The following is a 22472-nucleotide window of genomic DNA, read 5'->3' as shown; positions in this document are numbered from 1 at the left end:
TGTTCAAGTTGGTCAGTACCGTGGAAACTCGGTACGTATAGGCTGCACCGCCCATCGCGGCTTGGGAAAGCGGGTTTAGGGGGTCATTGGGCGCAACAGGTCAGCACTGTCGAGATTGCGCCACTGGCCACCCAATTGTCATTGAGACTGACGACTGCGCCGCGATGTACAAGGCGATCTAGCCAAATAGTCCTTACCCCTTCCTTGTCCACTTCCGAGCCGAGGATATTCGCGACCGATGGGATTGAGCTGCCCTGTCGACGCAAGACCACTGTCTGTTCGTTGACCATCACGTCGTAGTTTTCGCTATGCCGCATGTCTGATCTCTGCCTTAGTTGCTTGGCGGTAGTCGCGGCCCTGTATTCCTTGGCGCGCAGCAAGCCTTTCCACGAACTCATTGATGATCCGGTCGAGGTGCTTGTAGTCATCGAGGACTTCTTCCGGCTCAAGAAGATCGATGGCTTCGAACTCTGAAACTTGCTTCCATTGGCAGACCTGCGCCTGATACTCATCCAGCGATCCGCCAAGATGTACGAACTCTACGTGTACCTCGCTGGTCTGCTGGGGGCGCAATGTTCGCGCAATCGCCTGTCGCTCTGTCTTCGAATTCCAAGCACGAACAGCGAGGAGGACGTAGTTGGCTTGGTACAGATTCAGTCCCGTCTGCCCTGTCCCGTAACTGGCAACAAGGACCGATGCTGGGCCGTAGCGGAACTCCGAATTCATCCTGCGAGTCCGGGACTTGATACTACTTTTGCCGTGGAATGGTACCGCGTGGACACCACGGTGGTTCAGTTCTGCTGCAATCCGCTCGCTCATCTCCGGACCATCGACATACAGCAAAATCTTGCGACCCGCAGCAGCTAGATTGCTCGCCCTCTCGATCAGGTATCGCTCTTTGCTGGTCATCGGCATGTAGCTGCCGAAGTATTCGTTCTTGTAGCTGGGCTGGTTGCCGGCCTTGAGTACTGCGCTGATGCGGGCCAACAGCGCAACCATATTGAGACTGCTTCTACCCTGCTCGGCATCAGCTTTCATCCGCCGGTAGCGCTCGCTGAACTCATCGGCCACGGTCAAGAAATACGCAAGGTGGTCGTGATCCCAATCCAGCGTTGTGATGCTGCTAGTACAGACCGGCGCCTTAAAGTATTTGGAAACATCCGGCTCGGCCACTATGCGCCGCTTAAGCACCGGCGCAAGCCACTCACGCAGCCGTTGGATGTTGTTGATCTTCGGCACTTGCCTTTTGCCGCCACTGGTCAGGCCGTCGATCCACTCAGCGGTAACCCACTCAAACACGCAATGCTGTTCGCTGAAGCGATCGACGGCGCGTTCGCAATAGTCCATGGACGTGAGCAAGCGCGGCTCGATGTATAGACCACGGCGACCGTATGGATTGACTGCGTTGTTGTTGCCAACTGCCCATCCGACCAAGCCCAGCAGATCCTGCACCAGATTTGGAATAGGTGTTCCAGTGAAGACATATCGACGCTTGGGCGAGAGCTGCCAGACCGCCTGAGTGCGCAGACTTTCTTCGGCCTTCAGTGCGTGACCTTCGTCACAAGCAACGGTATTGAATCGTCGGCGCAGCAAGTGGGAGAACGTCCGCTTGCGACCGGGAAGCTGTTTACGGAGAGTGTTGTAGCTGACAATGTTGAGCACCTTGAGCCTGCGTGCGTCTGCCTCCGTTTCGATTACCTGCCACAACGATTCATCAATGGCAGCTGCCTTGAGCTGATCGGTGTATTCCTCAATCAGGTGTGGCTCCACGACCACCGCATTCCTAAGGCCGCCCATCATCGCGACGGCCGCACTGATGTAGCTCTTGCCGCAACCCATCTCGCCGGCGAACACGCCGCCGCGGCTGGTGGTGATCTCCATCGCATCCTCGCGCTGGAAATCCCAAAGTCCCACGGCGTCGAGACCTACCCCCTGGAACCGGGCTTCGCGGCAACGCGCAAGAGCGGGGAATGTCGTAAGCCGACCGGGATGGGCGTCGGTCCAGCCCGAGTCGGCCACGGCAGTTTCAATGTCGAACTTCTTGGCGCACTCCGCCGGCTCCATCACCAGTGAATGCTGACCGTCTTCCGTAAGGAAGGTGTACTTGTAGCCGTCCCAATGGAGAGACACTGAATCGCCTCGCCGAATAACTGGGCCGACCCATACTTTCGGGTTGACGATGACATTAGCTTTTGCCGTGGCCTGAACAATGCCAACCGACGTGCAGACCGCATCCGAGCGAACAACGTGCCGTAAAGGCGTGCGATCGATCCGCACACGGCGAGCCATACGACGCATGTAACCCAGCAAGCCGGGATCCACATCCGGGCTTCCGCCCAGGTCAGCAATCCGGGTGACGGTTGCTTGCAGCGCGGCCACCGGGTCATCCTGCAATAGGTAGGCGCCGATGATCAGTGCGCCCTCCCCCAGATAGTTCACGCCGCGCGGGTATCGGTGCTGCTCCGAGCGCGTTACAGGGCCACGAAGCAGACCATTCATCACCTTTGCTTGTATCAGCCCGCAGCTGAAACCCAGGCGTATGTTCCGGCCAGCGCGGAACACGCGCACGGCCTTGTCGCCAGTCACCGGCAGGTGGATGCACTGGACTGCGCCTTCACTTCGGCGCAAGGCCAGTTGCTTGGGTCCGCGGCGCTCTTTTCGCCAACCCGAGCCCAGGTTGAGATCCGGGAGGACATCTGCAAGGTCCGACATCACCACCTGGACTGGCAACTGATCCATTGGGGCGCCAAAGACGATCAAGCTGACCTCTATCGCGGTACCCTGGTCAATGAAGGTGCGAGCCGGTAAGTCAACAAGCGCATGAAATCGAGCACTTGATTCGTGCTGATTCCATGCATGGTGAGCGTAGGTGGTTGGCAATAGCACCACTCCGATCTCTGCTGCTTCCAGAGCCTGCGCCAGCGCATAGGGATGCGACATGGCTGAGGTATTGGGTCCGAAGCGACCGTATGACGTGCAGGCGTAGTCCATCATGTGGACGCTCTGAAGGTGCACTGAGAACGGTGGATTGGCCAAAGCAATGTCGTATCGCTTAGGCCGTACATCTGTCATGTCGGCGCATAGAAGGTCGTGCTCGATCCCGGCCGCTTCTAGCGCTTTGCCCAGTGCTTCCAAGCTTTCGCCATGGATGTCGAATCCTGCGACCTTGTGTTGGTCTGCGCGGGCAAACTGAATCAGGGATCCCTTGCCGATGGAGTTGTCGATCACGCTGACCTTGCAGCCAGTGCGCTGGCGAATGCTGTCCATCTCTGGAATGAGGATGCGCCACATCAGGGCCGCTACATCATCCGGAGTAAAGTACTGCGCCAAGCACTCGCGACGGGCTGCAGCGAGACCACCAAGCGATCCTGGGCGTTCTTTGGTTTCGCCTAACGACTTGATGTTGCGAAGGCTGTCGAACCAGCAGGGAGAGGTAGCGGCATTGGTTTCCATGCCGTTATCCTGGGGTGCTGGATTGATGCCGGATGCGGGCGCAGACTTCCTGCGTCCTTCGACCTAAAAGCTCCACGCGCTGGGGGAACGAAAGATTGAGCAAGGACCTTCCGCGATGCAGTCGATGTCATGACGGACTGGATCGGGAGGACGAATGAAGGTGGTCCTCCTGGAACACAACTCACACACCGGCTGTTGAGAGCACTCTGATCCCACTGCGGGCCAAGATTCTGCAGGATAGCCGGCTGATCAGACGCGCTGGCGCTCAACGCGTGTCGAGATCCCCGGCTCAAATGCTTGGGCTCACACTGTGCGAAGGGCGAGTTTTGCAGACCGCCCCTAGCCCAACTTAGCCAGCTCGTCTTCAAAGTACGCTAGTGCTTCTTCACCCGCGAGACTTGGCCTGATGTGGACTTTCTCCACTGACAGAAACCCACTTTCCCGGATAAAGACGAAGCCCAAGTCCTCGAGCGCTTGGGCCGTCTTCGAGATGGCGATGCGTGTGCATCCCTGATGCTCGATGCACTCGGACAATAGGCGTCGAGCGGCCGGCCCCATCCGCTGCAGCTCTAGTGCCGACGTACGCACATCCTCTATCGATTCATGTCCTAGCAGCAGCATTTGTCGTCCTCAGTCCTGCGGTGGCCACTCTCCATTTCTGACGAGCATTTCGTACCAAGTACGCATACCACTGTCCACAGGTGCATAGTCTCCGCGTGCGGATTTCCATATCAGTGGCGGATCGATCTCGCGCAGCCTTTCGATGGCATTTCGCGCAGCGCCCGCCAGCACTTGCTTACCTTGCGCCTTGGTGTATTCCTCCAGCGCTTTTACATCGAAGAGCTTTCCCGTCCTTCCGTGTGACAGAACGCGCGTTAGCACCGCACGCTGCAACTTGGTCAACCCAAGGTACGCGGTTTCGTACAGTGCGAACTGCTCTTCTTCATACTCATCCGCCAGCTTGTCGAACTGGTCGTGCAGATCCTTTTTGGTTTTCGGTCCCAGGATGCCGGTGAGCGTGTTGAATTTCTTGAGGAATGGCTCGGGCCTATGGTGGAACTTCACGAACGCCTTGTAGAAGCGCTCGTTGTCCGGCTGCAATTCCGGCTTCTCTACCGCCAGCAGGCCGGCGTAGAAGTCGGTGAACGCCTTGTCCAATAGCGGAAGCGTCGTGATATCTGAGCCGAAGAATGGTGTCGCGTTGCCGTGCACTAGTCGCAACAGCTTGTCTCTGTCGGATCCCGACATCACAAGGATTAGGTTCCGTGCACCAGGCCTGTTGATCGTGTCCCTTGCAGACTTGAGCCCAAACATGAGGGTCATGCCGCCTTCGTACTTGATGACGTGCTGTGCTTCGTCGACGATGAATACCACCGGCTTGCCGGCTCGCTTCTGCAACTCCTGCAATGCATCGGCCACACTTGCTCCAGGATCCTTGCCCACGGCATCGAGGCTGAACTCCACCCCGTGGATGGAAACCTTAGTCAGTCCTGCTGCTTTAGCTACTTTGGCGATCTTCCCCTGCTGCTGTGCCAAGGCGTTGGCAATCGTGAAGGAAATCAGATCTACCGGATCGGCATCCTGTTTCTTCCACAGGTCGACGTACAGCACCAGCGCGCCTTTTTGCTCCAGCGCTGGGGTGAGGTCTTCTTGCAGGAACGTACTTTTGCCAGTGCGCCGCGGTGCTCCCAGGAACAGGGTGTCAGTAGCAAACATGCTCTGCCCTAAAAGCTGCTGAGTCAGCTCAGCTGCGAACTCAGGACGGGGAAAATGTTGATCCATTAGGGATTACCTCGCTCGTTATGTCGACACGTTAAATTAACCATAGGCCACGCTTTAGGGTGTTAAAGCCGCCCTAGCGTGTACTTTACACTTTAGAGTAGCCTCATACGTTAATTTAACTTTAACCGCCCTCCTGAAAACCGCTTTTACACTCTTTAGCGCGTGTACCCATCGCTACCTCGCAGCTGGCGCTCCTGTGCAGCGAATCGCCTGAGAAGGTGCCGGGCGGCCGGCGGCATACCTCTTGGGCGGCCAAAATGTTGCTCAGATGGGCTTGCAATCCATGTAGGCCCGGTCAGCATGCGGCGCCCATAGTGCGTTCGCTGCCTGTGCGAGGGCCTGGTTAGGCGTCGGATGGGAGGGAACCGCACCGGTGTCGCTGCGCATGGTTGGCTCTTGTTTGATCAAACCAGCCTGCCATGTCCGCTCACTACACCTATGGAGTGTCGTGAACCTGCGTCGGGGCGCCGCCGGGGCCTCGCCGCCCTACCCCTGAAACGCAACGGGCGGCCCGTATGAACAGGCCGCCCGTCTGAACTCTTCGAGGGCTTCCGGTACTCAGCCTTCCTTCTGCCCTGCTCGGAGGCCCTCCGGCTTCAACTCCTGTCCGGCCTGCACCTTCGCCAGCACTTCATCGCGAGCTGCCGTCAGCTCCTGCAGGCGCTCTGGCGAAGCCTGCGACTGACCGAGCGCCCGGCCGATGAAGCGGTTTCCCGTCATGTTGGCGAAGACGCCCTCCCAGAAAAGCGGCACGCCACTCACGTCATCGCCTGCACGCGCCAGCAGATAGACGCTTAGGTAGTCCTGCTCCAGATCCTGGGATTCGCCGTTGCGGAAACGGGCAAACGCATTGCCCGTAACCGGTGCCTGATGACCCGTCAGCAGGCCCGCCGCGCCCGAGAGCAGGTCTAACTTGCGGCCCTGCTTTTGGTTCTGACCCTGATGGTCGAGGATCACGCGAGCCAAGTAGCGGCTGACGTAGGTGCGGATCTCCAGCGGACTGCTGGCATAGCTGTCGATGGCGTTGCCCAGCAGCAGCGCAGTGCCCTGCGTGGTGGTGGGAATCGGCTTCGGGATATACATCACGTTGAACTTGCACGCGTTGACCGGGGTGACTTCCACGGTGGCCTCTGCGCCGTCACGCAGGTAAGTGACCTGCAGCGGCTGGCCGACCTCGGCCTCATCCGCGAACACCTCGTCGAATCGCTCGGTAACCTGCTCGAGTTTCCGGGTCTGGAGTGCCTTGCCGTTGAAGGCGACCAGCTCATCGAAGTCTTTCAGACCAGAGGCAGCGGCCGGGGACCCTTCTCCCACTCCGAAGATCATCGGGCGGTTTTCCATTGACCCAACCTGCGTGAAACCCAGCGCCGGTCCGGTCGTCTGGCCGCAAAGCTCCACATTGGCTTGCGCGAGCGGCCACGCGGCACTACTGATCTGGCCCCAGCGGCTGATTTCCTCGCGGGGCTGCACCGTAGCTCCGGAAGCGGTCAAGGAAGTCAGCGAGAAAGCGGCAGAGACGGCAAAAAGTGTGATGCGGTTCATTCGTCAGGTCCTTGAAAGTTCGGAAGCGGTTATCGGCCGGTGTTGAGGGAAATGAACTCGCTGAGGTACTCGGCGAACTCGGGTGAGAAATGGAACTCGTACTTCGACACCATCACCCTCAGCTGGAATCCACAGACGGAAATGATGCTTGGGCTCCGAGAAATTGCACGCGTCTGCTGCTGCAGGTCGTCATAACTGGGAATGGCTGTGGGCTGGCTCTTCGCGGTGTTGTGGTTGAAATGGACCACAACTTCTTGCAGTACTGATATCTTTTTGCGGAGCCATGCGACGGTGAAATAGTTGTAGTTGTTGCACTTGCTGAACTTCTTGTCGCTGCTGTCAATGGTCGGGCGATAGTCCAGCACCACGGCACCTGAGCGATGGACAACTTCCTTGCGGTCGATGAGGAACTCGCTGACGAAGCGAGTGGCAAGCTGGCGGTTGGCTTCGTTCTCGGCATCCTCGACCGGCAGCAATACGTTCAGGCCGTCAATAGCGCGATGTACTGCAGCCTTGATGTCCACACTGGGAAGATCCGCATCCCAGCGACAGGCGAGGCTTTCGATAAAGCCGCGTTTGACGTCACAGTCATCAAGACTGGGGCGTATACCGAACCGCGTACGATTTTCGAGGAACGCGTCATGGAGCCGGTCATAGGATTCTTTGGCAGCCTTCTCAAAAAACCTGAGTGGATCGAATTGCTGCAGAGTCCAACGGCCCTGGATGACATGTAGGCGGTCAGCAAACGCGACCGCCTCATCCCTGAGAGATTCCAGAGCAGATGCAATGTCGTTACAGGATTGATCGAAGGCAACAGCGTTCATGCGTGTGCAACTGAGTTCGTTGAATGAACTCAGTATGCAAATCTGCAGCGCATCCCCTATCAGGCGCGTACTTCTTGCAACTCTCTCGAATCCACTGTCCGACTTGATCGACGTCCAACGTCAAGTTGATGGCATCACTAGCGCTTGCGAGTGGCCACCGCGATCGGGAGCTGGCCAGGAAAAGGCCGCTGTATCACTTCGATGTCCCACGAACTGGGTAACAAGCTGCGCTCAAGAAGAATGGCGTCATTGAAGGACGCCAATGCCTTCTCATAGCTCTTCGACCACACCAATACGTTGTCCAGCACCACGGACTGCGGGCTTGGGGTGCCCGGGTCCGGGCGGCGGCCGTCCATCGCAAGGATCCACTTGGTCAGTGCGGACGTCAGTGCGCCGAGCGACAGTACGCGGATGGCCAGCGCGGTGAACGCTCGCTCTCCAATGATCCTGGCGGCGTCAGCAAGCGAGATTTCGTCCAATGCAGACTTGTCCCACTGCTGCAGTTCGTCGGCGGATAGAGCCTTACGTGCTAACACAAACTCTTCGCGGTAGAACTGGCTCAGTACCCGCAGCCGGCGCCAGGCGCCGGCAGGATCGCAGGGTGCCATAACGTCCAGCGCGGTCTTGGCAAACCTGGCCATCAGCTCATTCATCATGGCCGTGGCGATATGCCGGCGGTCAACAAGCTCGATCACCACCACATCCTCGCCGGCCTCCGGCGCAGGGGACAGGGGCATGAGCGGAGGAATCGAGAACCCTTCGTCCTTGCCATCTCCCTTCCAGTACAGCGTGCCGCTCACCTCGACTGGCACGGCCTCCCAGGCCGCGGTCGGCAGGTCCACGTCCTCCGCCGGATAAGGATGCATATAGACCCTGATCGGCGGGGTGGCCTGCAAGAGACTGTCGGTGAGCGACGCGCTCCGCCGGCCCACGTGGTGGGCATAGCCCTCCCATTCTCGTTGGGCCAAGTCCCCCAAGACAGCCACAATGCGATCAGCCATTTCGGTAGGGGTTTTGCCGCGGGCCGCCGCCCCCTGCCCCAGCAAGGTGACATCGTGGGCAATGTCGCGCAGCACCTGGTAGCGGGCCAAGAACCAGGCTTGCCCTGGGTCGTGAATCGCGGTGGTGGGCTCGGCCTGGTCCAGCGTGTTGTCTGCGCTCATTTGTCTTCTTTGTACTGTCTAAGCCTGAGCGGCCAAGGATACGGGGCAAGGAATACAGCCAACAATGGTGAAAACACCCCTTCATTTCTGGGATTCGTTACACAAGCTCGACCCTAGGCTAGTTTTCCCAACATCCAGGGCAATCCAATGAAGAAGACCAAACCCCAATGGCGCGGCCTAATCGGCGCCGGCGTCGTCATGTGCTCTGTCCTGGGCGGCGGCGTATACCTGATCCACTCCATGGGCTCCAACGCCGAAGGCAGCGATGGGAACCCCCTTGCCCCTATTGCCCGGCTCTTCGGCCTGTCCCCAAAAGACTACTCCCCCCCGCCGCTGACGAGCCCCATTCCCGACTACCGGCAGCCGACCGGCGGCGCTGAGACCTCCGGCGACTCCGCGTCGCTGGCCAACACCCTCGACAAGGTGGACCTGGGCGGCTTGATTAGGTCCAAGGCTGAGATCCGCCGCGACTCTCAGGAAGCGGTGGGCGCCATCCTTGGTTCTGCGCAGGTGGTCGACGGGGACACGATCGATGTCGCGGGTCAGCGGATCCGCCTGTACGGCATTGACGCTCCGGAGCTGGCTCAGAACTGCATGCATGCGACTGGCCAATGGGATTGTGGCCGCCGGTCGGCCCTGTGGCTGCAGCAGCTCATCAGCACCAACGAACTCTCCTGCATCTCCAAGGGAAGCGATCGCTACGGCCGCATCGTGGCCACATGCACGATGGGCGACCTTGATGTGGCCTCGGAGATGGTCAGCAACGGCTGGGCGTTGGCCTATCGCTCGATCACCAAGACCTATGCGATCACCGAAGGCAAGGCCAAACGCAATCATCTGGGATTGTGGGACAGCCAGTTTGCCAACCCTTGGGATTTCCGTCAGGAGAAATGATGCGCAAAAGGCCCGGGAGTTCCCGGGCCTTTTTATGTAGGGCGGCTCCCCGTACAAGGCTACGTTGCAACGCTGAGTTGGAACGAACCACGCAAACTATCCAGTAGGCGTCGAAAATATGTCGCAAACAGAAGCAGTTCTGCATCGACGTGGGCCTGCATGTCGTCCTGGCCGTCAGGAAGCTCGGTTTCAACCAGCACGGAAAACTTGCTCACCGCTAGCGATTCATCCAGCACGAACTCGTAGTCATCGCCCACGCTTGCGGCGAGTCGTGAGACCTTCATGCCGGCTTCGAGGTGTTTGGCCACCTCTTCCGAGTGAAGATCCACACCCTTGATTCGCACGCTCGCCGAGTCCGGCCCCTTCAGCACGCACTCATCGCCCAAGGTCCACAACTCAGGCAGATTCCCACTGGCAAGCCAGTCCGTCATCCGGCTCGCCGGCAGGTCCGGTGACGATAGAGGAATCGCCGGAAACGAACCGATCGCCGCGCGAACGTGAGATACGACAGTCTCGGCGGTCTTTCGACTACTGGTGTTTACAACAAAGAAATGTCGCTCCTGGTCGATTAGCGCGAATGCCTTCTTCTTGACAGTGAAGGAGCGAGCCATCAGCTCCGCAACTACCTCCTCCTTCAAGCGCTTTCGCATTCGCCCACCTGGCCTGCGACCCTCCTTTTCCTCGTGCTCCTTTACTTTCGCTTCAAGCCGCTCATCCACCACGGCAGGCGGCACGATGCGCGACTCGGTTTGTACTGCAATCAGAATTAGCTCACCCGTGCGATAGGCGAAAGGCGCGTCATCCATGTACACAGGCGGCACGAAACCCTCACTGGACATCGCCGACGGCTCGCACGGTTTGAACGGCAGCTCGGCAAGCATAGCTTCGAGCGGAGTGAAATCAAGCCCTGGCGGGTAGCTAAAAACGATGGCCTTTGAAAAGTGCATTTGTGCCTCTGTGATGCGATGGTGGTACTTAGCGCGGGATCGACATGCCTGGTGGCTGACCGCGACGCTCCATCTCGATGCGATCGAACGGATCGACAGGAATCGCTTCGCGAGCCTGCGCCAAACGCTCCTGTTCTTTGCGCGCCTCTACAATGACTTGCATCGGGGTGCGGCCGTTGATGGTGGGGAGGATGTGCTGAAACAGCGCCGTATCAGGAATGGCCGTCGGATCCTGACCGTATGCGGTGAAGTCGGTGCCCTTCAGGCGCGTCACCGCCAGGAAGCGGACGGCGAAATCCAGCGCCTCGGCGTCGTTCGCCGGCAGTGCCGCGTAGATCTGCTTCAGCGAGTCCAGGGCTACGTCAATATTCGGAGCGTTGATGGTGAGCGTGAAGGTCGGATCGCCCTCTGCAAACTGCCCAAGTTCCGAGAGAGCGGCGACGCGGCCCGGATGGTTGTTCAACTGGGTCAGCGGATCGATCGACGTCACCTCCGATGCCAATCCCGCAGTGTCCTTGATGTTGGATAGGCGATTGACGGCTACCGCCGACCTTGGTGCGAGTCTGCTGAGTAGATTCTGGGGCGAGTGCCCTCCGGAATTCGATGACAAGGATTGGTGCACCGCCAGCGTACCGGCGAGGCCAACAAATGCCACCAAGCCGATGATGTAGCCGCGGTTCCAGGTCATCGTGCTCACTGCAACGTCCTGGTGCTGCCCATTCCAGTCGCCGTCATCGCCAGCTGTCCACGGATGTGGGCGGATGCGGCTTCCAACAGGTTGAGCTGAGTGATGTCACCGGCTTGCCACTTCGGCGCCGAGAGAAAAATCTTACCGTCCGCTCCAGTCAGCTCCAGCATTGCCGCGTCCAGCACCGGCTTGATCTCCTCCGCTCCTTTGGCCACGCCACTGAAGTAACTAAAGACCTCAAGGTCTGCGGTCTCGCCAGGCAGCAGCGGCTTGTCGAACTGTTTCTCCACGCGCTGACTCAGCCATGGGGTCAAGCTGCCATCAGGTCCGAAATTGACCATCATCACCGCCTTGGAGACGGGGACATCCAGGTTGTTCTGAACAGTCAGCTTCAGGCGAAGCACTAAAGAGCCTGCAGCTTCCGACAGCGACTCACTTGCGTTCGCATAGTCGGCTTTGATCACGGTGAAGTTGGCCATCTTGTTGCCAATTTCCTCTGCGGCCTTCTGGCGGCGGCGCAGCTCGGCCAGCTGTTTGTCGTAGGTCGCAAGCTGGGTCGTATAGTTCTGGCGAAGCTTGCCGGCCAACACCAGCAGTTCGTCCTTACTGAGGTTGTCGACCAACGGCTTGACCGTACGAAATGCTTCTTCCTTGGTGGGCATACGGCCCTTGGCCGCCTGCTCCATGATCAGCTGCGGGTCGATGCTAAAGCGCGCGACGTCGGCTAGTGCGACATCAAGCTGGTCTAGCTCCGCTCGATCGGTAAGGTTTACGCGGATTTTGTCAACGGAGTCCAGCAGTGCCTCCTGCGACGACGCGTCGATCAAGTTCCGATCGGACTTGTTGCAGGAGGCAAGGCTAAGGGCGATTGCGCACATCACGGCGCAGGTGCGGGCTTTGTCGAGAATGGACATGGTTTCAACTCGTAGAGGTGGACGCCTTTCGGGCGTGTTTAATTTGCAGGTCAACCGAGGTGTTGCCACGATAGGTGTTGGAGGTAAGCGTGTATGCGGCATTGACCATATCGCCTGCGGCAACTGGCACGTCGGCTTCCGAAGGCTCTGGGCGAAACACTGACGTCTTAATCGCCCCGAACCAGATGGCCGATGTGACACCGCCGTATCGATCCTTCAGGCTGAGCTTGATGTGCGTCTTATCGGCACCGATGACCCGGGCACTGAGAACTTGGAACTGGCCATGGAAAACGGGCGGGTCGAACTCGCGACCGTAGGGCTCCAGTTGAGCCAGCTCATCAACCATGGCCAGCGACGGCGAGGCGTCCAATTCCCCGTCCGTATGAATCAGGGGATGCAGTTGCGATGGATGAACTTGCAGTAGTACCGCTTCGCAGAACAGCTCCTGCAGCAGATGGATATTGCCCGCCTGCACCCGCAATCCGCCGGCGCCGTGGTGGCCGCCATGCGATAGCAGCAAGCCCGGCTCCCATTCGACCACTTGGTCCATGGCCTGCTTGATGTTCACGCCGGCGGCGGTACGAAGTGAGCCCGTGAAGACGCCCATCTCACCCTCTTTCGGGGAGAGCATCATGGTGGGGCGGCCCAGAGCTTCAGTGAGCCTGCTCGCAGTTATCCCGTGACAACCTGCGTGACCGTTCTCTAGGCATACGACAATGGCAGGACTGTCGCTGCTCGCCTGCAGCGCCGCGATCGCCATCGCAGTGGCAGTCATCTCCTTCTCGATGCCACGGCGAGTCGTGTTGTCTTCTTCCAGGACGGTGGCCAACCGGACCGCTTCGTCGTAGTCCTTGCTCATCAGGAATTGGACACCGGTCATGGCCTCACTCAGTCGTGAGCGGGCATTCAATCGTGGGCCAATCTTCCAGGCCAAATCAGGCGCCGAATACGCATCCTTTTTACCCAGCACAACCGCCATCCCTTCCCACGCAGGTCTACGCCTGGCGTTCATCACCTTCAGCCCGTGCGCGATGAGCGCGCGGTTGTTGATCGATTTCGACAAGCTCACTGCGTCGCAGGCACTACCCAGCGCAACCCAGTCCAGTAGGTCGCCCAGGCGCGGTGCATCAGCAGGCAGGTGGCCACGATTGATCAGCTCGGCTCGCACTGCACACATGACCAGCCACGCCACATGGCAACCGGCCACATTCTTGTCGGCAAAGCTGGAATCAGCACGAGCGGGATTGACCACGGCAACAGCGTCCTGGGGAATGCCGCGTGCCGGAATTTCATGATGGTCGGTCACCACCGTGTCGATGCCCTCCTCCCTCATGCGCGTTATCCGGTCATGGTCCGCGCTGCCCTGGTCACCGGTGATGATGAGTGAAGGAAGAGGATGGTGCTGCAGAATGCGGTCGACCACGGCGTTGCTGACACCGTATCCCTCCTTCATGCGGTGCGAGTTGAACAGGAGCACGTCCTGCTGGGCCATGCCAAAATAGTCAACCAGCGAGGCCAACATCACTGCGCCGGCAGTACTGCCGTCTGCGTCATGATCGACCACACATGCAATAACTTCGCGCCCCTGTATCGCGGTGCAGATGCGATCCACCGCGATGTCGATGTCAGGCAGCTGATGATAGGAATCTAGATCAGCGATGCGTGGCAGCACGCGCTGGCGAACGGACAGACCACTATCCTCAGCCTTCATGCGGCCGGCAATCACACGAGCCTGCAGCGGCGTGAACCCATCGCGCTCTGCGGATCGCAAGATCAATGCATCGACCGAGCGCTTGCGAATTTTCGGATCTGGAGTCACATCAAGAAGTCCAAACGGCAGAGACCCAACATTAAAGGCGCCGACCGTGCCCTCATTGGGGTTCTGGCTTCTTTCTCCGCGACTGATGAAATTCGGGACGAGGACGGCGCTCATGGGTCATCGGCACATGCATTGCGGCTGGATGATTGATATCCCATCATGCTCCGCGGCCTGGTTCGAAAGCGTGGCCACTGCAAGCTCAAGAAATTTGGCGCTCTTCGAATGGCGCTTCCACGCAGAACGCTGGCCATGACCTATCTTCATTTGGACAACTTCCGCGTTAGGCCGTCGCTTGGACGGAAGGTCGGCCGGCGGATCGTGTGCGTAGATTGCAACGAAGGCGCCAAGCGACGGGTGCTGGCAGCGTGGATGGTCACCGGTTCGCTGCCGAACACACCAAAGCCACTGATGTTCACTTCCCGCCCCTTGCCGAGCTGGGCAACGATGGCTTCGAACAACATTGCAACTAATCTCGTCGTCTTATGCTTCGGCAGGTCCAGTTCGTGCGCCAGAAGTTCCACCAGGTCTTTCCTGTTCATTGATGTGTTCTTTCAGTTGCTGGTGTTGAGGTGCCACGTATCGGCGATATCGAATCGCGCGATTGAGTGGATTGCTGCGATTGCCTGCAAGGCATCTTGCTCATATTCGATGCCCATCGCTTGCATCCACTGGTGCAGGCGGCGCTTCTGGTAGCGGGCGTCGGCGTCGTCTGACGGAACCAAGATCGAACGCACTGCGAATGCCAGAGCATTGACGTCGGTTGCCAGCATTACGCCGCCTGCTGCATCGATCAGCTCCACGAAGTTCCGTGCACGGCCCTCGCGTATGCCCCTGACCATCAACCGTGACGCATGCGGGGCTGCTTGGCTGATGGTGCTCATCGTGGAACTGAGCAGCGCATTGGGCGGCAGCACGTCGCCGTCGGCCTCGGTGATCGTTCCATCGCTGCCCACCGAACGACCCAAGCTACTGTCCGGGTTGTTGCAGATGCGGGCCTGAGGCAGTGCCTCATACAAGTCGCGCATCAGCCCCCACGCCTGTCGGGCACGTTCCGGTGACACTCCTTGCTCCCGATTGACGATTACCTGCTCAGCGTGTTCCCGCGCCGAGACGATGTAGGAACGGTTATGGGCCCTGGCTGGCTCCATCGCCATGAGCGTGACCATGGGTGTATCGCTGATCTGGTTGTGGCCCTTGTGCATCGGCCTGGGCTCTGTGCTCAAGACACGGACTCTCGTGACGATAGTCGCCAGCTCTTGTGCGAGCTGGTAAATTTTGTCGATGTGTGGACGTGGCGGCATAAGTTAGTTGATGGCAGCAATGCTGTAGGCAGATCGGTTGGTGGCAGCATAAGTCCGATACGCACAAGCCATGGTCTCGCTGTTGGCGATGTCGTAAATCTTCGCCGCGTAGTTCGGATCGGTCGCGTAGCCAGCCTGCTGGAGGGCATAGGCAAAGCTCAAGACACTACCTCCGGACTGAAGGGCGGACTGGTATCGCGGGCTTGTCTTTAACAACTGCACATAGTCGGTGAAGCTCTCCGCATGTGAGCCGTATGCGCGGAACGCTGCAATCTCGCGCCTAAGGATGCCTCCGACCTGTTCATGGGTTGATGTCCTTACTACGTCTCCATTCCAGCGGCTTGCTTTTATTCCAAACAGGTTGAATGCACTTGTCCCGTCGCTTCGACGGATATGGCTTGTTCCCCAACCGGTTTCCAGCGCTGCTTGGGCAACAATTGCCCTTGAGTCAACTCCCAGCTCTCGCCCAGCGTTGAGCGCCAGATCCATGATCTCCAGCACGAAGCCTTCGCGTAGCATCGAAACATTGTTGCGTGGCGTTCCAGGGCATACGGATGGCTGCTTCAGCACCGAAGGCAATCTCTGCATCGGAGCAGCTCTGAAGTAGGTGGTGGGCATGGCGATAATCGCGACCGCGTTGATGACATCGCCTCCCGATTCCGAGATGGTGCGAATCACCTGCGGGCGCCCCACGCCAGACTGAGATGCCTCTGCCTTAGGGAAGCATGTCAGCAAAAGGACGACCGCCAATGCCGCTGCGCACGAATGCAGCTTGCCTTGACTGATGTTGTGGAAACAGTCTCTGTCCATTCGTCCGAAACCAGTTCTTAGATTGCAGCCAAGGTATCTGCCCCAACCTGTAACGAACCCTCGTTTGAACGGCAAAAACCCACCCCAATTTGGGGGGTTCACCGCATGGATTTAGACATCGAAAAGATTCTGCTGACCCTTACGCCGCCGTGGCAACGCATCCGGCCCTCGCTCTGCCGAAGTGCGCTGACGACTCGCCAAGGCGTGCCGAACGTTCTGCAGCACGCGTTCGCGTTCATGCAGCTGCAGTTCCGTGGCGCCAGCGTCCATCGCCGCTTGGACTAGCCCCTCCGGGATCGAGTAGTGCGGTATCAGGGCATGGCCGTTGAAGAATCGTGGTCGAGCGAGCTCGATCCGTTCAGCCAGCTCATGCAGAGCTTGAAGGTCATCGGCCAGCAGATTCCCGCAGTTCTGCTCGCCTCGGATCCAGCGCGCCTGCTCGACCCAGACCGTCATCGCCCAGCCAGCTCAATCGTCATGGCGTGCAGTCGGCACAACTTCAGGCAGAGGCGGCTGAGAGACGCCTGCGACTCGAGCGTGAACTTTGGACCCGGGGCTCCCTTGCTGGTGGCAAGCAGCCATCCCAGCCGCATCTCAACTGCGGGGAGATTGTTTGTATCCAAGCTGAGGGTGGAGCCTTCCGCATGCAGGGCACCATTAGAAGCAAGAGCCAAGGTGAGCGGATCCCTTCTGCCCCTCTCCAAGGCTTTGGCGTCCCAACGCAGATGGGCGACGAGGTCCGCAAACATGTCGGTGCTCACCCTACTGGCAGGCACTGCTGAAGAGACCAAGCCGTCGAACCATTGGCACAGCCTCGCGCTGTCGACTCCGGCTTCCATGCTCAGATTAGGGTCGCTGGACCAGGCTTGGCGAATCTGAACCGCGGTACCGGCGTAACGGCACTGCCATGCAGGTGTAGCGCCGCTGTTGGCCGCGACCATCAGCAAGTAGCCACGCTTCGGCAATCCGTGCCTCTCCTCGCTAGAGGGGTCGATCGCGCTACAGGCCTGATGATAGGGATCCAGGCTAAATGACATCGCCACTTGGTGAACGAAGTTTCCCTGTCTCATTCCGATCTCAGTGGTGCGTGGTGTTGGTAGTGGTGACCAAATGCAACACATGCTCACCTTGGACGCCTTCGGCTCCCAGTCGTTCATTGAGCACCCAATCCACATCTCCATGTAGCAGCTTCAGCTCCTGGCCCAAGTACGGGGTGTAAGCACGGTTAAGGCGTCGGTATGTGTTGAGCGGATCCGATCGCAGGCGATAGATCGTGACGCCTTCCTTGGCCAGGCGGAACATGGCCTTGTCGCCCAGATACGCGTCAGCCATGAGCGTAATCAGATCGACCATCGCCACTTGGAGATCATCCTCAACCAGGATGCCTGCGTTCATCAGGGCCCGAGTGTGCTGTTCGAAGTGCGTCTGATGGCAGCTATCAAGGAAGCACAGATCCATCGCGTACTGGGCCAACGCATCCTGCTCGTTATTGAGACCCGCACTGTCCGCCTGGCCGAACTCCACAGGCAGCGTGATGAGCTTGCCGACGGCAGAACCGTTGACGCAGATGGTGGCGGACCATTCGTGCTTCGCACCGGGACGCACTGTCCGAACACTACGCAAGCTGAAAGGGGCAAAGCTCTTCTGCAGAAAATCAAGCATGGTTGTTCCTACTTACCGTGGGAAGGTAATGCGGTCGTTGCGCGGGTTCCACCGAGCGAGATCTTTGAGCATCCCGATCGCAGCATTGAGGTTGGCTGGAGTGATGCGGAGTTCGAGCGCTCTAACTCTGAAGCAGGCAGGCCATTCGATATCACCGGTCCTGTCCTGACTGAGCGCTCTCGGCTGGTCAGGCAACTCGCGCAGGCGGCCCCTAAGAGGTGCACCGAGAAAACGAGGCCCAATCTATTTGACCTCCAATACACCGCATGCATGCAGTGAATCATTCGCCTAAGTTGGGCGGCGCGTGGCCAGCGTTGGTAAGCGATCAGACCCGGGTCAGGCTGCGTCTCACGATGCCCAAAGGCCTTGCGTACCGTTGAAGTGAGCTGGCGCGACATCATCGTCAGATGCTGAGGTGTCACGGCAACACCTCTTCATTGCGCGAGATTCCTGAGGGTCTATCTGTGATAACGACGTTGAGACTGTGTTGTGGGGTGGCCATGGTGTAGTTCCCATTCGGTAACGCCACCCTATGCGCATGCTCCGTTTCCCCTTCGGGGCCCGGCGATCATGCTGACAGTTTCACGCGTCGGGTCTCTGCGAGCCTCCCATCGCTCGCCACTGCTTGAGCGATGGCGGCATTCCATCCAGAAAGAAGTAGATCGGAACCAGAAGCGTTCCCTTAACCGCATTCCCATCACGCATGGCGGGTTTGAATTGCCAATTCGAGATTGCCCGGAGCGCCTCAGCGGTGAGAAGTTGGCCCGCAGTTGAGCGCATGACCTTCAGCCCCATGGGATAACCCAGCTCATCCACCAGCACGCGCACGATGACAATGCCCTGGTCGCCGGCGTCGCGAGCTTCTCGCAGGTAGTTGGGTTGGCTGACTTTCCGGTACTCAGCTATTTCGATCGGCAGCACATCCACTGCCTCCATGAACTCAGCCGGCAGCTCCTCAGCTTGACCATAGATATGGGGGACCGTCCCCTCATACTCTTCTACCTCTATGGGTTCGGCGGTCATGAAAGGTAGACGACCGTCGTCATAGGACTCATTCGGACGCGGCAGCGGCTCCACCTGGGCGAGCGACGTCGACGTCGGTCGTGAGGGATTAGCTTCAGCAGGCATCACCTCCGCTGGAGGCTTGCGCTGCTTCGGTTGCGCCGGCGCCGCACTGATCGGCGGCGGCGGCGCCGGCGTTTGCCGAGGAGCCTGTGAGATGAACGTCATGCGCAGTCCTTCCTCGCGCCCGCCGCCGGCATCCTTGACCGCCGGCGGGCTGGAGATCGGTGCCAGAAGTACTAGCGCAAAGCCAGCGTGCACGATCAACACGATAGCAATCGCGAGAATGCGGGTTGGCCGCACCCCGAAGTCATTGGAAAACGGTGCCGGTGATTTCATGGCAGGAATTATCTGACCCAGCAGCCGTAACGAATACACGGAATGAAGGGGTGAAATGGGCGGTCTAAGGAGGGTTCGCTACACACAACCACTTCTACGATGTGCCCAACAGAGCCCCAACCCGGAGACATCCCTTGAAGTTCATCACCATGACGGCTCTGGCCGTCGGCCTCGCCGCCGCCCTTTCGTTTACCGCCGCCAGCGCAAGCGAGGCGACCATCCGCGACGCGGTCAAGCTAATCAACCCGAAGGCCGAGGTGAAGTCGATCAGCGATTTCGGCATGCCGGGCGTCAAGCAGGTCGTGGCTGACACTTCCGTCGTGTACATCAGCGACGATGGCCGCTTTGTATTCTCAGGCCTGATGCTGGACATGGTGGAAAAACGCAACCTGTCCGAGGAAGCCCAGTCCCTGAGTCGCCAGGCGCTGCTTTCGACAATCCCCAAAAATGCCGTGATCAGCTATGAGCCGAAGGATGTGAAGCACCGAATCACTGTCTTCACAGACGTGTCGTGTGGTTATTGCCAGATGCTCCACAAGAACATGCAGTCGTACCTGGACAAGGGTATCGCGGTGGATTATGTCCCTTTCCCGCGCGGTGGCCTGGAGTCCCCGGTGTTCGCCACCATGCAGAGTGCTTGGTGTGCCAAGGACCAGAAGAAGGCGCTTGATGCGGCCTACCAAGGCGCCACGCCGCCAGAGGTGAAGTGCGCCGATTCTGTGGCCGCCATGTACCAGCTGGGCGACAAGCTGGGCGTGGACGGTACTCCGGCTATCTATGACCAGTACGGCAACCATATGGGCGGCTATGTACCAGCCGACCAGCTGGTCCAGCAGCTCGACACGCACAACACACGCAAGACCGGCCTCAAGACCGCAGCGAAGTAATTTATCAGTCCCCTCGGCTGTGCAGCAGCGCGTGCTTCCCCTCACGCGCTTCTGCACAGCCACTTTTTTGCCCAGGGGCCGACCCACTCCGTGCGATAGCACCCCCCCGTCGCACGGTTCCGCTAAGGCCCCATCTTCTTCAAGCGGACTTTATGGCCAAAATTCCGATGCGCAAAAAGTGCTTCTTGATGGTTGCTATTCTGTCCGCCATCTCGCTGCTTAGCAGCTGCAACACACTGCGTCCAACCAAGGCGTGCATGGACAAGCCACTCAAGCACTACATACACGACGAAGGCCGTTGATCGTCGCTTGATAGAACCTCGATCTCTATGGGATGGTTTCCAGACCTGCGTGCACAGCGTGAAGCTGCTACTCCAGATGCGGCAGCGCAGTAGAATCATCGGGCACTGATCAGCTGCATCTGTTTGAGTAACGGCCAGATCATTGCTCCCGAAATTCAACGCGGGACGTCTCACTATCGTGGTGCCCTCGCCATCGAGGAACACCCCATGATCGACCACGACATCTGCCTCTCCATCGTCACCAAGGTTGCAGAAGCAGGAGTCTTCTACCAGGATGCCTTTACCAAAGCGGCAGCGCTGGAGTGGAATACGTCTTTTCCAATCAGTGACGTCCAGCTTTTCGAAGACACCTTGGAGCTTCACACCAACAGCTTCCAGCACTACCTGGCCGTGCGACTTCGTCTGCAGGCGGTGCTCAAGGAGCGCACGCGCGGTACTTGGGCCACGGCAACCTACACGCGTGAGGACGGCCATGTCGAGAAGGCATCTTTCATGGCCAATGGCGCCGGCGGCGTATTCTCTGGATCCCCCAGCAAGGACTATGACTTCCAGGCGTTATCCACGCGCATGGCCGAGATGGAGATCTACGATACTCGTAAAGAGTATGAACGCCTGAAGATCCAGTCCGTAGCGATTAGACATCTTCAGTCCACACACTGGCGCGTTGGTACCAAGCTACGCAATGTACGCATATCGGGCCTTGGCTGCTTCAGCACCGTCGTAATCTCGGCCGTTCATCCAAGTGGTCATGTCGAGATGATTGGCACGCGTCGTGGTTCGCGAAAGCGGTGGGAAATGAGCGTCCTCGCGCAGGGCATCATCCAGATGGATGAGGACGTGCTGGACAAAGTAGCCTGACGCCCGACCTGAAACGACGAAGGCGGCCGATCTCTCGGCCGCCTTCGTCGTTATTGTCTCGAAGATCTTGCCAGCGCTTAAGCGGCGGCATTCATTCCAAGATAGTGGCCATGCTCGCTGGTATACAGCTGGAACAGGCGGTCCACGTGGCTCTGCTCAGGCGCGCCATCGAACTCTAGCAACCAGGACTGATTGCCCACCGGCAGGCGCGGCGCAGCTGCCGGCAGGATCTTTGCGCTGGTCGCCACTATGGAATCCAGATAACTACGGTAGACCTTCAGTAAAGCATCAAGGCGCGACTCGCGCTTTGCCTTCAGCAAGTCATCAACCACTTTGCTCAAAACTTCCTCCCGCATTGCCAAGTAGCGACTCTGCAGAAGAGTGGGTTGCTTCGCGTCCTTGCGCTCCTTTGCCGCCTGATCACGGTATTGCGTCAACGCCACAAAAAGCTGGACCGCAGGTTGATCAGAGCGAATGAGCATCGCGGGGAACAGGAACGATAGATCGCGCGCAGCCGCGCCGACGGCAGCATATTCGACGGTCTCGGTGACGACCGGATAGACCGGCTTGATCTTGGTAATCGGCTTCATTCGGCGTTTTCGTCCTGAGCAGGGTTGAAGCAGGCTTGGATGCCGTTCGCGATCGCGCTGGAGATGCCGGCGACCACGACGGGGTTAACCAGGCGCCGGGCTTCATCCGGATGGCTGACGATACCAACCTGCAAATCAAGCGTGGCATGCGTACGCAGGTCCAGATGGGACTCGCCACGGGTGCGATGGATGCCCAGGGATTGGTCCACCAGAGGCATGTTTAAGCCCGGGAGCTTCATGCTTCGGTAGAGAGACGGCATCTCGCCTACCTCGCGCAGACCGGTGCCGATCAGGCGAGCACAGGAGACCGCGGTCGCCATCTCCGGGTTGGAGTGGCCCAAGGTGATGGCGTAGCCATAGAACGCTTTGGCGTGGCCGGCTGCGACCCATTGGGCAGGAATTGCATGGTGACCAAGACGAACCGTCAGGCGGGCCGCGGAGTCTGTCTGAGGCCCGTTCGCGACAGCGGCAGGGATCCCCAGCCCATCCAGATCCCGAACAAGCTCCGCAGCTAGCTGGCGGTCGTAGGCGACGATCGGCCGGCCGGTGGCCGAGGTCCCGACCTCCGGCGCGAGTTCGACGACAACCTGCGCTGGCGCGCTGGCCAGCGCCATGACGAGAAGCAGTATTTGCAT

The 22472-nt window shown here is 59.0% G+C and carries 20 protein-coding genes and 1 pseudogene; 3 read left to right on the top strand and 18 right to left on the bottom strand.

Features of this window, described 5'->3' with window-relative positions:
• Nucleotides 1–306 precede the first annotated feature (306 nt).
• From EO174_RS11790 to EO174_RS11770, 5 genes are all read right to left on the bottom strand, one after another.
• The gene (locus tag EO174_RS11790; RefSeq protein WP_126941432.1) at nt 307–3453 is read right to left on the bottom strand and encodes an SNF2-related protein; all 3147 of its coding nucleotides are present in this window, start codon (nt 3451–3453) and stop codon (nt 307–309) included.
• Between the two features lie 630 nt (nt 3454–4083).
• Nucleotides 4084–5235, bottom strand: a complete 1152-nt coding sequence (locus EO174_RS11785) for a hypothetical protein (RefSeq protein WP_005989608.1) — start codon at nt 5233–5235, stop codon at nt 4084–4086.
• A gap of 558 nt (nt 5236–5793) precedes the next feature.
• The gene (locus EO174_RS11780) at nt 5794–6777 is read right to left on the bottom strand and encodes a M48 family metallopeptidase (protein ID WP_005989603.1); all 984 of its coding nucleotides are present in this window, start codon (nt 6775–6777) and stop codon (nt 5794–5796) included.
• Nucleotides 6778–6806: 29 nt separating this feature from the next.
• The gene (locus tag EO174_RS11775) at nt 6807–7601 is read right to left on the bottom strand and encodes a hypothetical protein (protein WP_005989600.1); all 795 of its coding nucleotides are present in this window, start codon (nt 7599–7601) and stop codon (nt 6807–6809) included.
• A gap of 137 nt (nt 7602–7738) precedes the next feature.
• Entirely contained in the window at nt 7739–8764 is a 1026-nt protein-coding gene (locus tag EO174_RS11770) for a hypothetical protein (RefSeq protein WP_005989598.1), read from the bottom strand.
• 147 nt (nt 8765–8911) lie between these two features.
• On the opposite strand from EO174_RS11770, the gene EO174_RS11765 reads away from it, so the two are divergent.
• Nucleotides 8912–9658: a thermonuclease family protein gene (locus tag EO174_RS11765; RefSeq protein WP_005989596.1), complete on the top strand. Its 747-nt coding sequence runs from the start codon at nt 8912–8914 to the stop codon at nt 9656–9658.
• Nucleotides 9659–9717: 59 nt separating this feature from the next.
• Here the strand turns inward: EO174_RS11765 and rdgC are convergent, their stop codons facing one another.
• From rdgC to EO174_RS11715, 11 genes and pseudogenes are all read right to left on the bottom strand, one after another.
• Nucleotides 9718–10605, bottom strand: a complete 888-nt coding sequence (gene rdgC, locus EO174_RS11760; protein WP_005989594.1) for a recombination-associated protein RdgC — start codon at nt 10603–10605, stop codon at nt 9718–9720.
• 28 nt (nt 10606–10633) lie between these two features.
• On the bottom strand, nt 10634–11302 hold the full coding sequence (locus EO174_RS11755; RefSeq protein WP_125459558.1) for a hypothetical protein: 669 nt from the start codon (nt 11300–11302) through the stop codon (nt 10634–10636).
• Nucleotides 11299–12207, bottom strand: a complete 909-nt coding sequence (locus EO174_RS11750) for a hypothetical protein (protein ID WP_005989590.1) — start codon at nt 12205–12207, stop codon at nt 11299–11301. Before EO174_RS11750 ends, EO174_RS11755 begins: the two co-directional genes overlap by 4 nt.
• 4 nt (nt 12208–12211) lie before the next feature.
• Nucleotides 12212–14140: a DHH family phosphoesterase gene (locus tag EO174_RS11745; protein WP_005989588.1), complete on the bottom strand. Its 1929-nt coding sequence runs from the start codon at nt 14138–14140 to the stop codon at nt 12212–12214.
• 146 nt (nt 14141–14286) lie between these two features.
• Nucleotides 14287–14565, bottom strand: a complete 279-nt coding sequence (locus EO174_RS11740) for an HU family DNA-binding protein (RefSeq protein ID WP_005989584.1) — start codon at nt 14563–14565, stop codon at nt 14287–14289.
• A gap of 12 nt (nt 14566–14577) precedes the next feature.
• Nucleotides 14578–15228 carry a hypothetical protein gene (locus tag EO174_RS11735; protein ID WP_126936947.1) on the bottom strand — a complete coding sequence of 217 codons (651 nt, stop codon included), beginning with the start codon at nt 15226–15228 and terminating at the stop codon, nt 14578–14580.
• 168 nt (nt 15229–15396) lie between these two features.
• Nucleotides 15397–15847: pseudogene (locus tag EO174_RS11730) on the bottom strand (glucosaminidase domain-containing protein); the annotation flags it as partial.
• Nucleotides 15848–16248: 401 nt separating this feature from the next.
• Nucleotides 16249–16593 carry a DUF4031 domain-containing protein gene (locus tag EO174_RS11725; protein ID WP_005989579.1) on the bottom strand — a complete coding sequence of 115 codons (345 nt, stop codon included), beginning with the start codon at nt 16591–16593 and terminating at the stop codon, nt 16249–16251.
• On the bottom strand, nt 16590–17102 hold the full coding sequence (locus tag EO174_RS22940) for a hypothetical protein (protein ID WP_125459556.1): 513 nt from the start codon (nt 17100–17102) through the stop codon (nt 16590–16592). The genes EO174_RS11725 and EO174_RS22940 overlap by 4 nt, the downstream gene beginning before the upstream one ends.
• 112 nt (nt 17103–17214) lie before the next feature.
• Nucleotides 17215–17799 carry a hypothetical protein gene (locus tag EO174_RS11720; protein WP_005989577.1) on the bottom strand — a complete coding sequence of 195 codons (585 nt, stop codon included), beginning with the start codon at nt 17797–17799 and terminating at the stop codon, nt 17215–17217.
• A gap of 582 nt (nt 17800–18381) precedes the next feature.
• Nucleotides 18382–19200, bottom strand: coding sequence for an energy transducer TonB (locus EO174_RS11715; protein ID WP_005989576.1), 819 nt, complete (start codon nt 19198–19200; stop codon nt 18382–18384).
• A 134-nt stretch (nt 19201–19334) separates the two neighbouring features.
• Here EO174_RS11715 and EO174_RS11710 point away from each other — a divergent pair, with 134 nt between their 5' ends.
• Nucleotides 19335–20087, top strand: coding sequence for a DsbC family protein (locus EO174_RS11710; RefSeq protein ID WP_005989575.1), 753 nt, complete (start codon nt 19335–19337; stop codon nt 20085–20087).
• Nucleotides 20088–20596: 509 nt separating this feature from the next.
• Nucleotides 20597–21247, top strand: coding sequence for a hypothetical protein (locus tag EO174_RS11705; RefSeq protein ID WP_005989573.1), 651 nt, complete (start codon nt 20597–20599; stop codon nt 21245–21247).
• Nucleotides 21248–21324: 77 nt separating this feature from the next.
• On the opposite strand, the gene EO174_RS11700 is transcribed toward EO174_RS11705, so the two are convergent.
• Together EO174_RS11700 and EO174_RS11695 are read right to left on the bottom strand one after the other, a co-directional pair.
• Nucleotides 21325–21837 (bottom strand): hypothetical protein, encoded by a 513-nt coding sequence (locus EO174_RS11700; protein WP_005989572.1) that lies wholly within the window; start codon nt 21835–21837, stop codon nt 21325–21327.
• Nucleotides 21834–22472, bottom strand: coding sequence for a hypothetical protein (locus EO174_RS11695; protein ID WP_005989571.1), 639 nt, complete (start codon nt 22470–22472; stop codon nt 21834–21836). Before EO174_RS11695 ends, EO174_RS11700 begins: the two co-directional genes overlap by 4 nt.

Source organism: Xanthomonas sp. BRIP62418 (assembly GCF_003993495.1).
Taxonomy (GTDB): domain Bacteria; phylum Pseudomonadota; class Gammaproteobacteria; order Xanthomonadales; family Xanthomonadaceae; genus Xanthomonas; species Xanthomonas euroxanthea.
The sequence above is the reverse complement of the archived record's forward strand: the minus strand, read 5'-3'. Positions and strand labels throughout refer to the sequence as shown.

Bases quoted from the DNA above. Each gene is read 5' to 3' on its own strand.
- EO174_RS11735 (WP_126936947.1), bottom strand. From the start codon at position 15,228: ATGCACAAGGGCCACAACCAGATCAGCGATACACCCATGGTCACGCTC.
- EO174_RS11715 (WP_005989576.1), bottom strand. From the start codon at position 19,200: ATGAAATCACCGGCACCGTTTTCCAATGACTTCGGGGTGCGGCCAACC.
- EO174_RS11765 (WP_005989596.1), top strand. From the start codon at position 8,912: ATGAAGAAGACCAAACCCCAATGGCGCGGCCTAATCGGCGCCGGCGTC.
- EO174_RS11725 (WP_005989579.1), bottom strand. From the start codon at position 16,593: ATGACGGTCTGGGTCGAGCAGGCGCGCTGGATCCGAGGCGAGCAGAAC.
- EO174_RS11740 (WP_005989584.1), bottom strand. From the start codon at position 14,565: ATGAACAGGAAAGACCTGGTGGAACTTCTGGCGCACGAACTGGACCTG.
- EO174_RS11700 (WP_005989572.1), bottom strand. From the start codon at position 21,837: ATGAAGCCGATTACCAAGATCAAGCCGGTCTATCCGGTCGTCACCGAG.
- EO174_RS11785 (WP_005989608.1), bottom strand. From the start codon at position 5,235: ATGGATCAACATTTTCCCCGTCCTGAGTTCGCAGCTGAGCTGACTCAG.
- EO174_RS11790 (WP_126941432.1), bottom strand. From the start codon at position 3,453: ATGGAAACCAATGCCGCTACCTCTCCCTGCTGGTTCGACAGCCTTCGC.
- EO174_RS11750 (WP_005989590.1), bottom strand. From the start codon at position 12,207: ATGTCCATTCTCGACAAAGCCCGCACCTGCGCCGTGATGTGCGCAATC.
- EO174_RS11770 (WP_005989598.1), bottom strand. From the start codon at position 8,764: ATGAGCGCAGACAACACGCTGGACCAGGCCGAGCCCACCACCGCGATT.
- rdgC (WP_005989594.1), bottom strand. From the start codon at position 10,605: ATGCACTTTTCAAAGGCCATCGTTTTTAGCTACCCGCCAGGGCTTGAT.
- EO174_RS11780 (WP_005989603.1), bottom strand. From the start codon at position 6,777: ATGAACCGCATCACACTTTTTGCCGTCTCTGCCGCTTTCTCGCTGACT.
- EO174_RS11775 (WP_005989600.1), bottom strand. From the start codon at position 7,601: ATGAACGCTGTTGCCTTCGATCAATCCTGTAACGACATTGCATCTGCT.
- EO174_RS11745 (WP_005989588.1), bottom strand. From the start codon at position 14,140: ATGAGCGCCGTCCTCGTCCCGAATTTCATCAGTCGCGGAGAAAGAAGC.
- EO174_RS11695 (WP_005989571.1), bottom strand. From the start codon at position 22,472: ATGCAAATACTGCTTCTCGTCATGGCGCTGGCCAGCGCGCCAGCGCAG.
- EO174_RS11720 (WP_005989577.1), bottom strand. From the start codon at position 17,799: ATGCTTGATTTTCTGCAGAAGAGCTTTGCCCCTTTCAGCTTGCGTAGT.
- EO174_RS11705 (WP_005989573.1), top strand. From the start codon at position 20,597: ATGATCGACCACGACATCTGCCTCTCCATCGTCACCAAGGTTGCAGAA.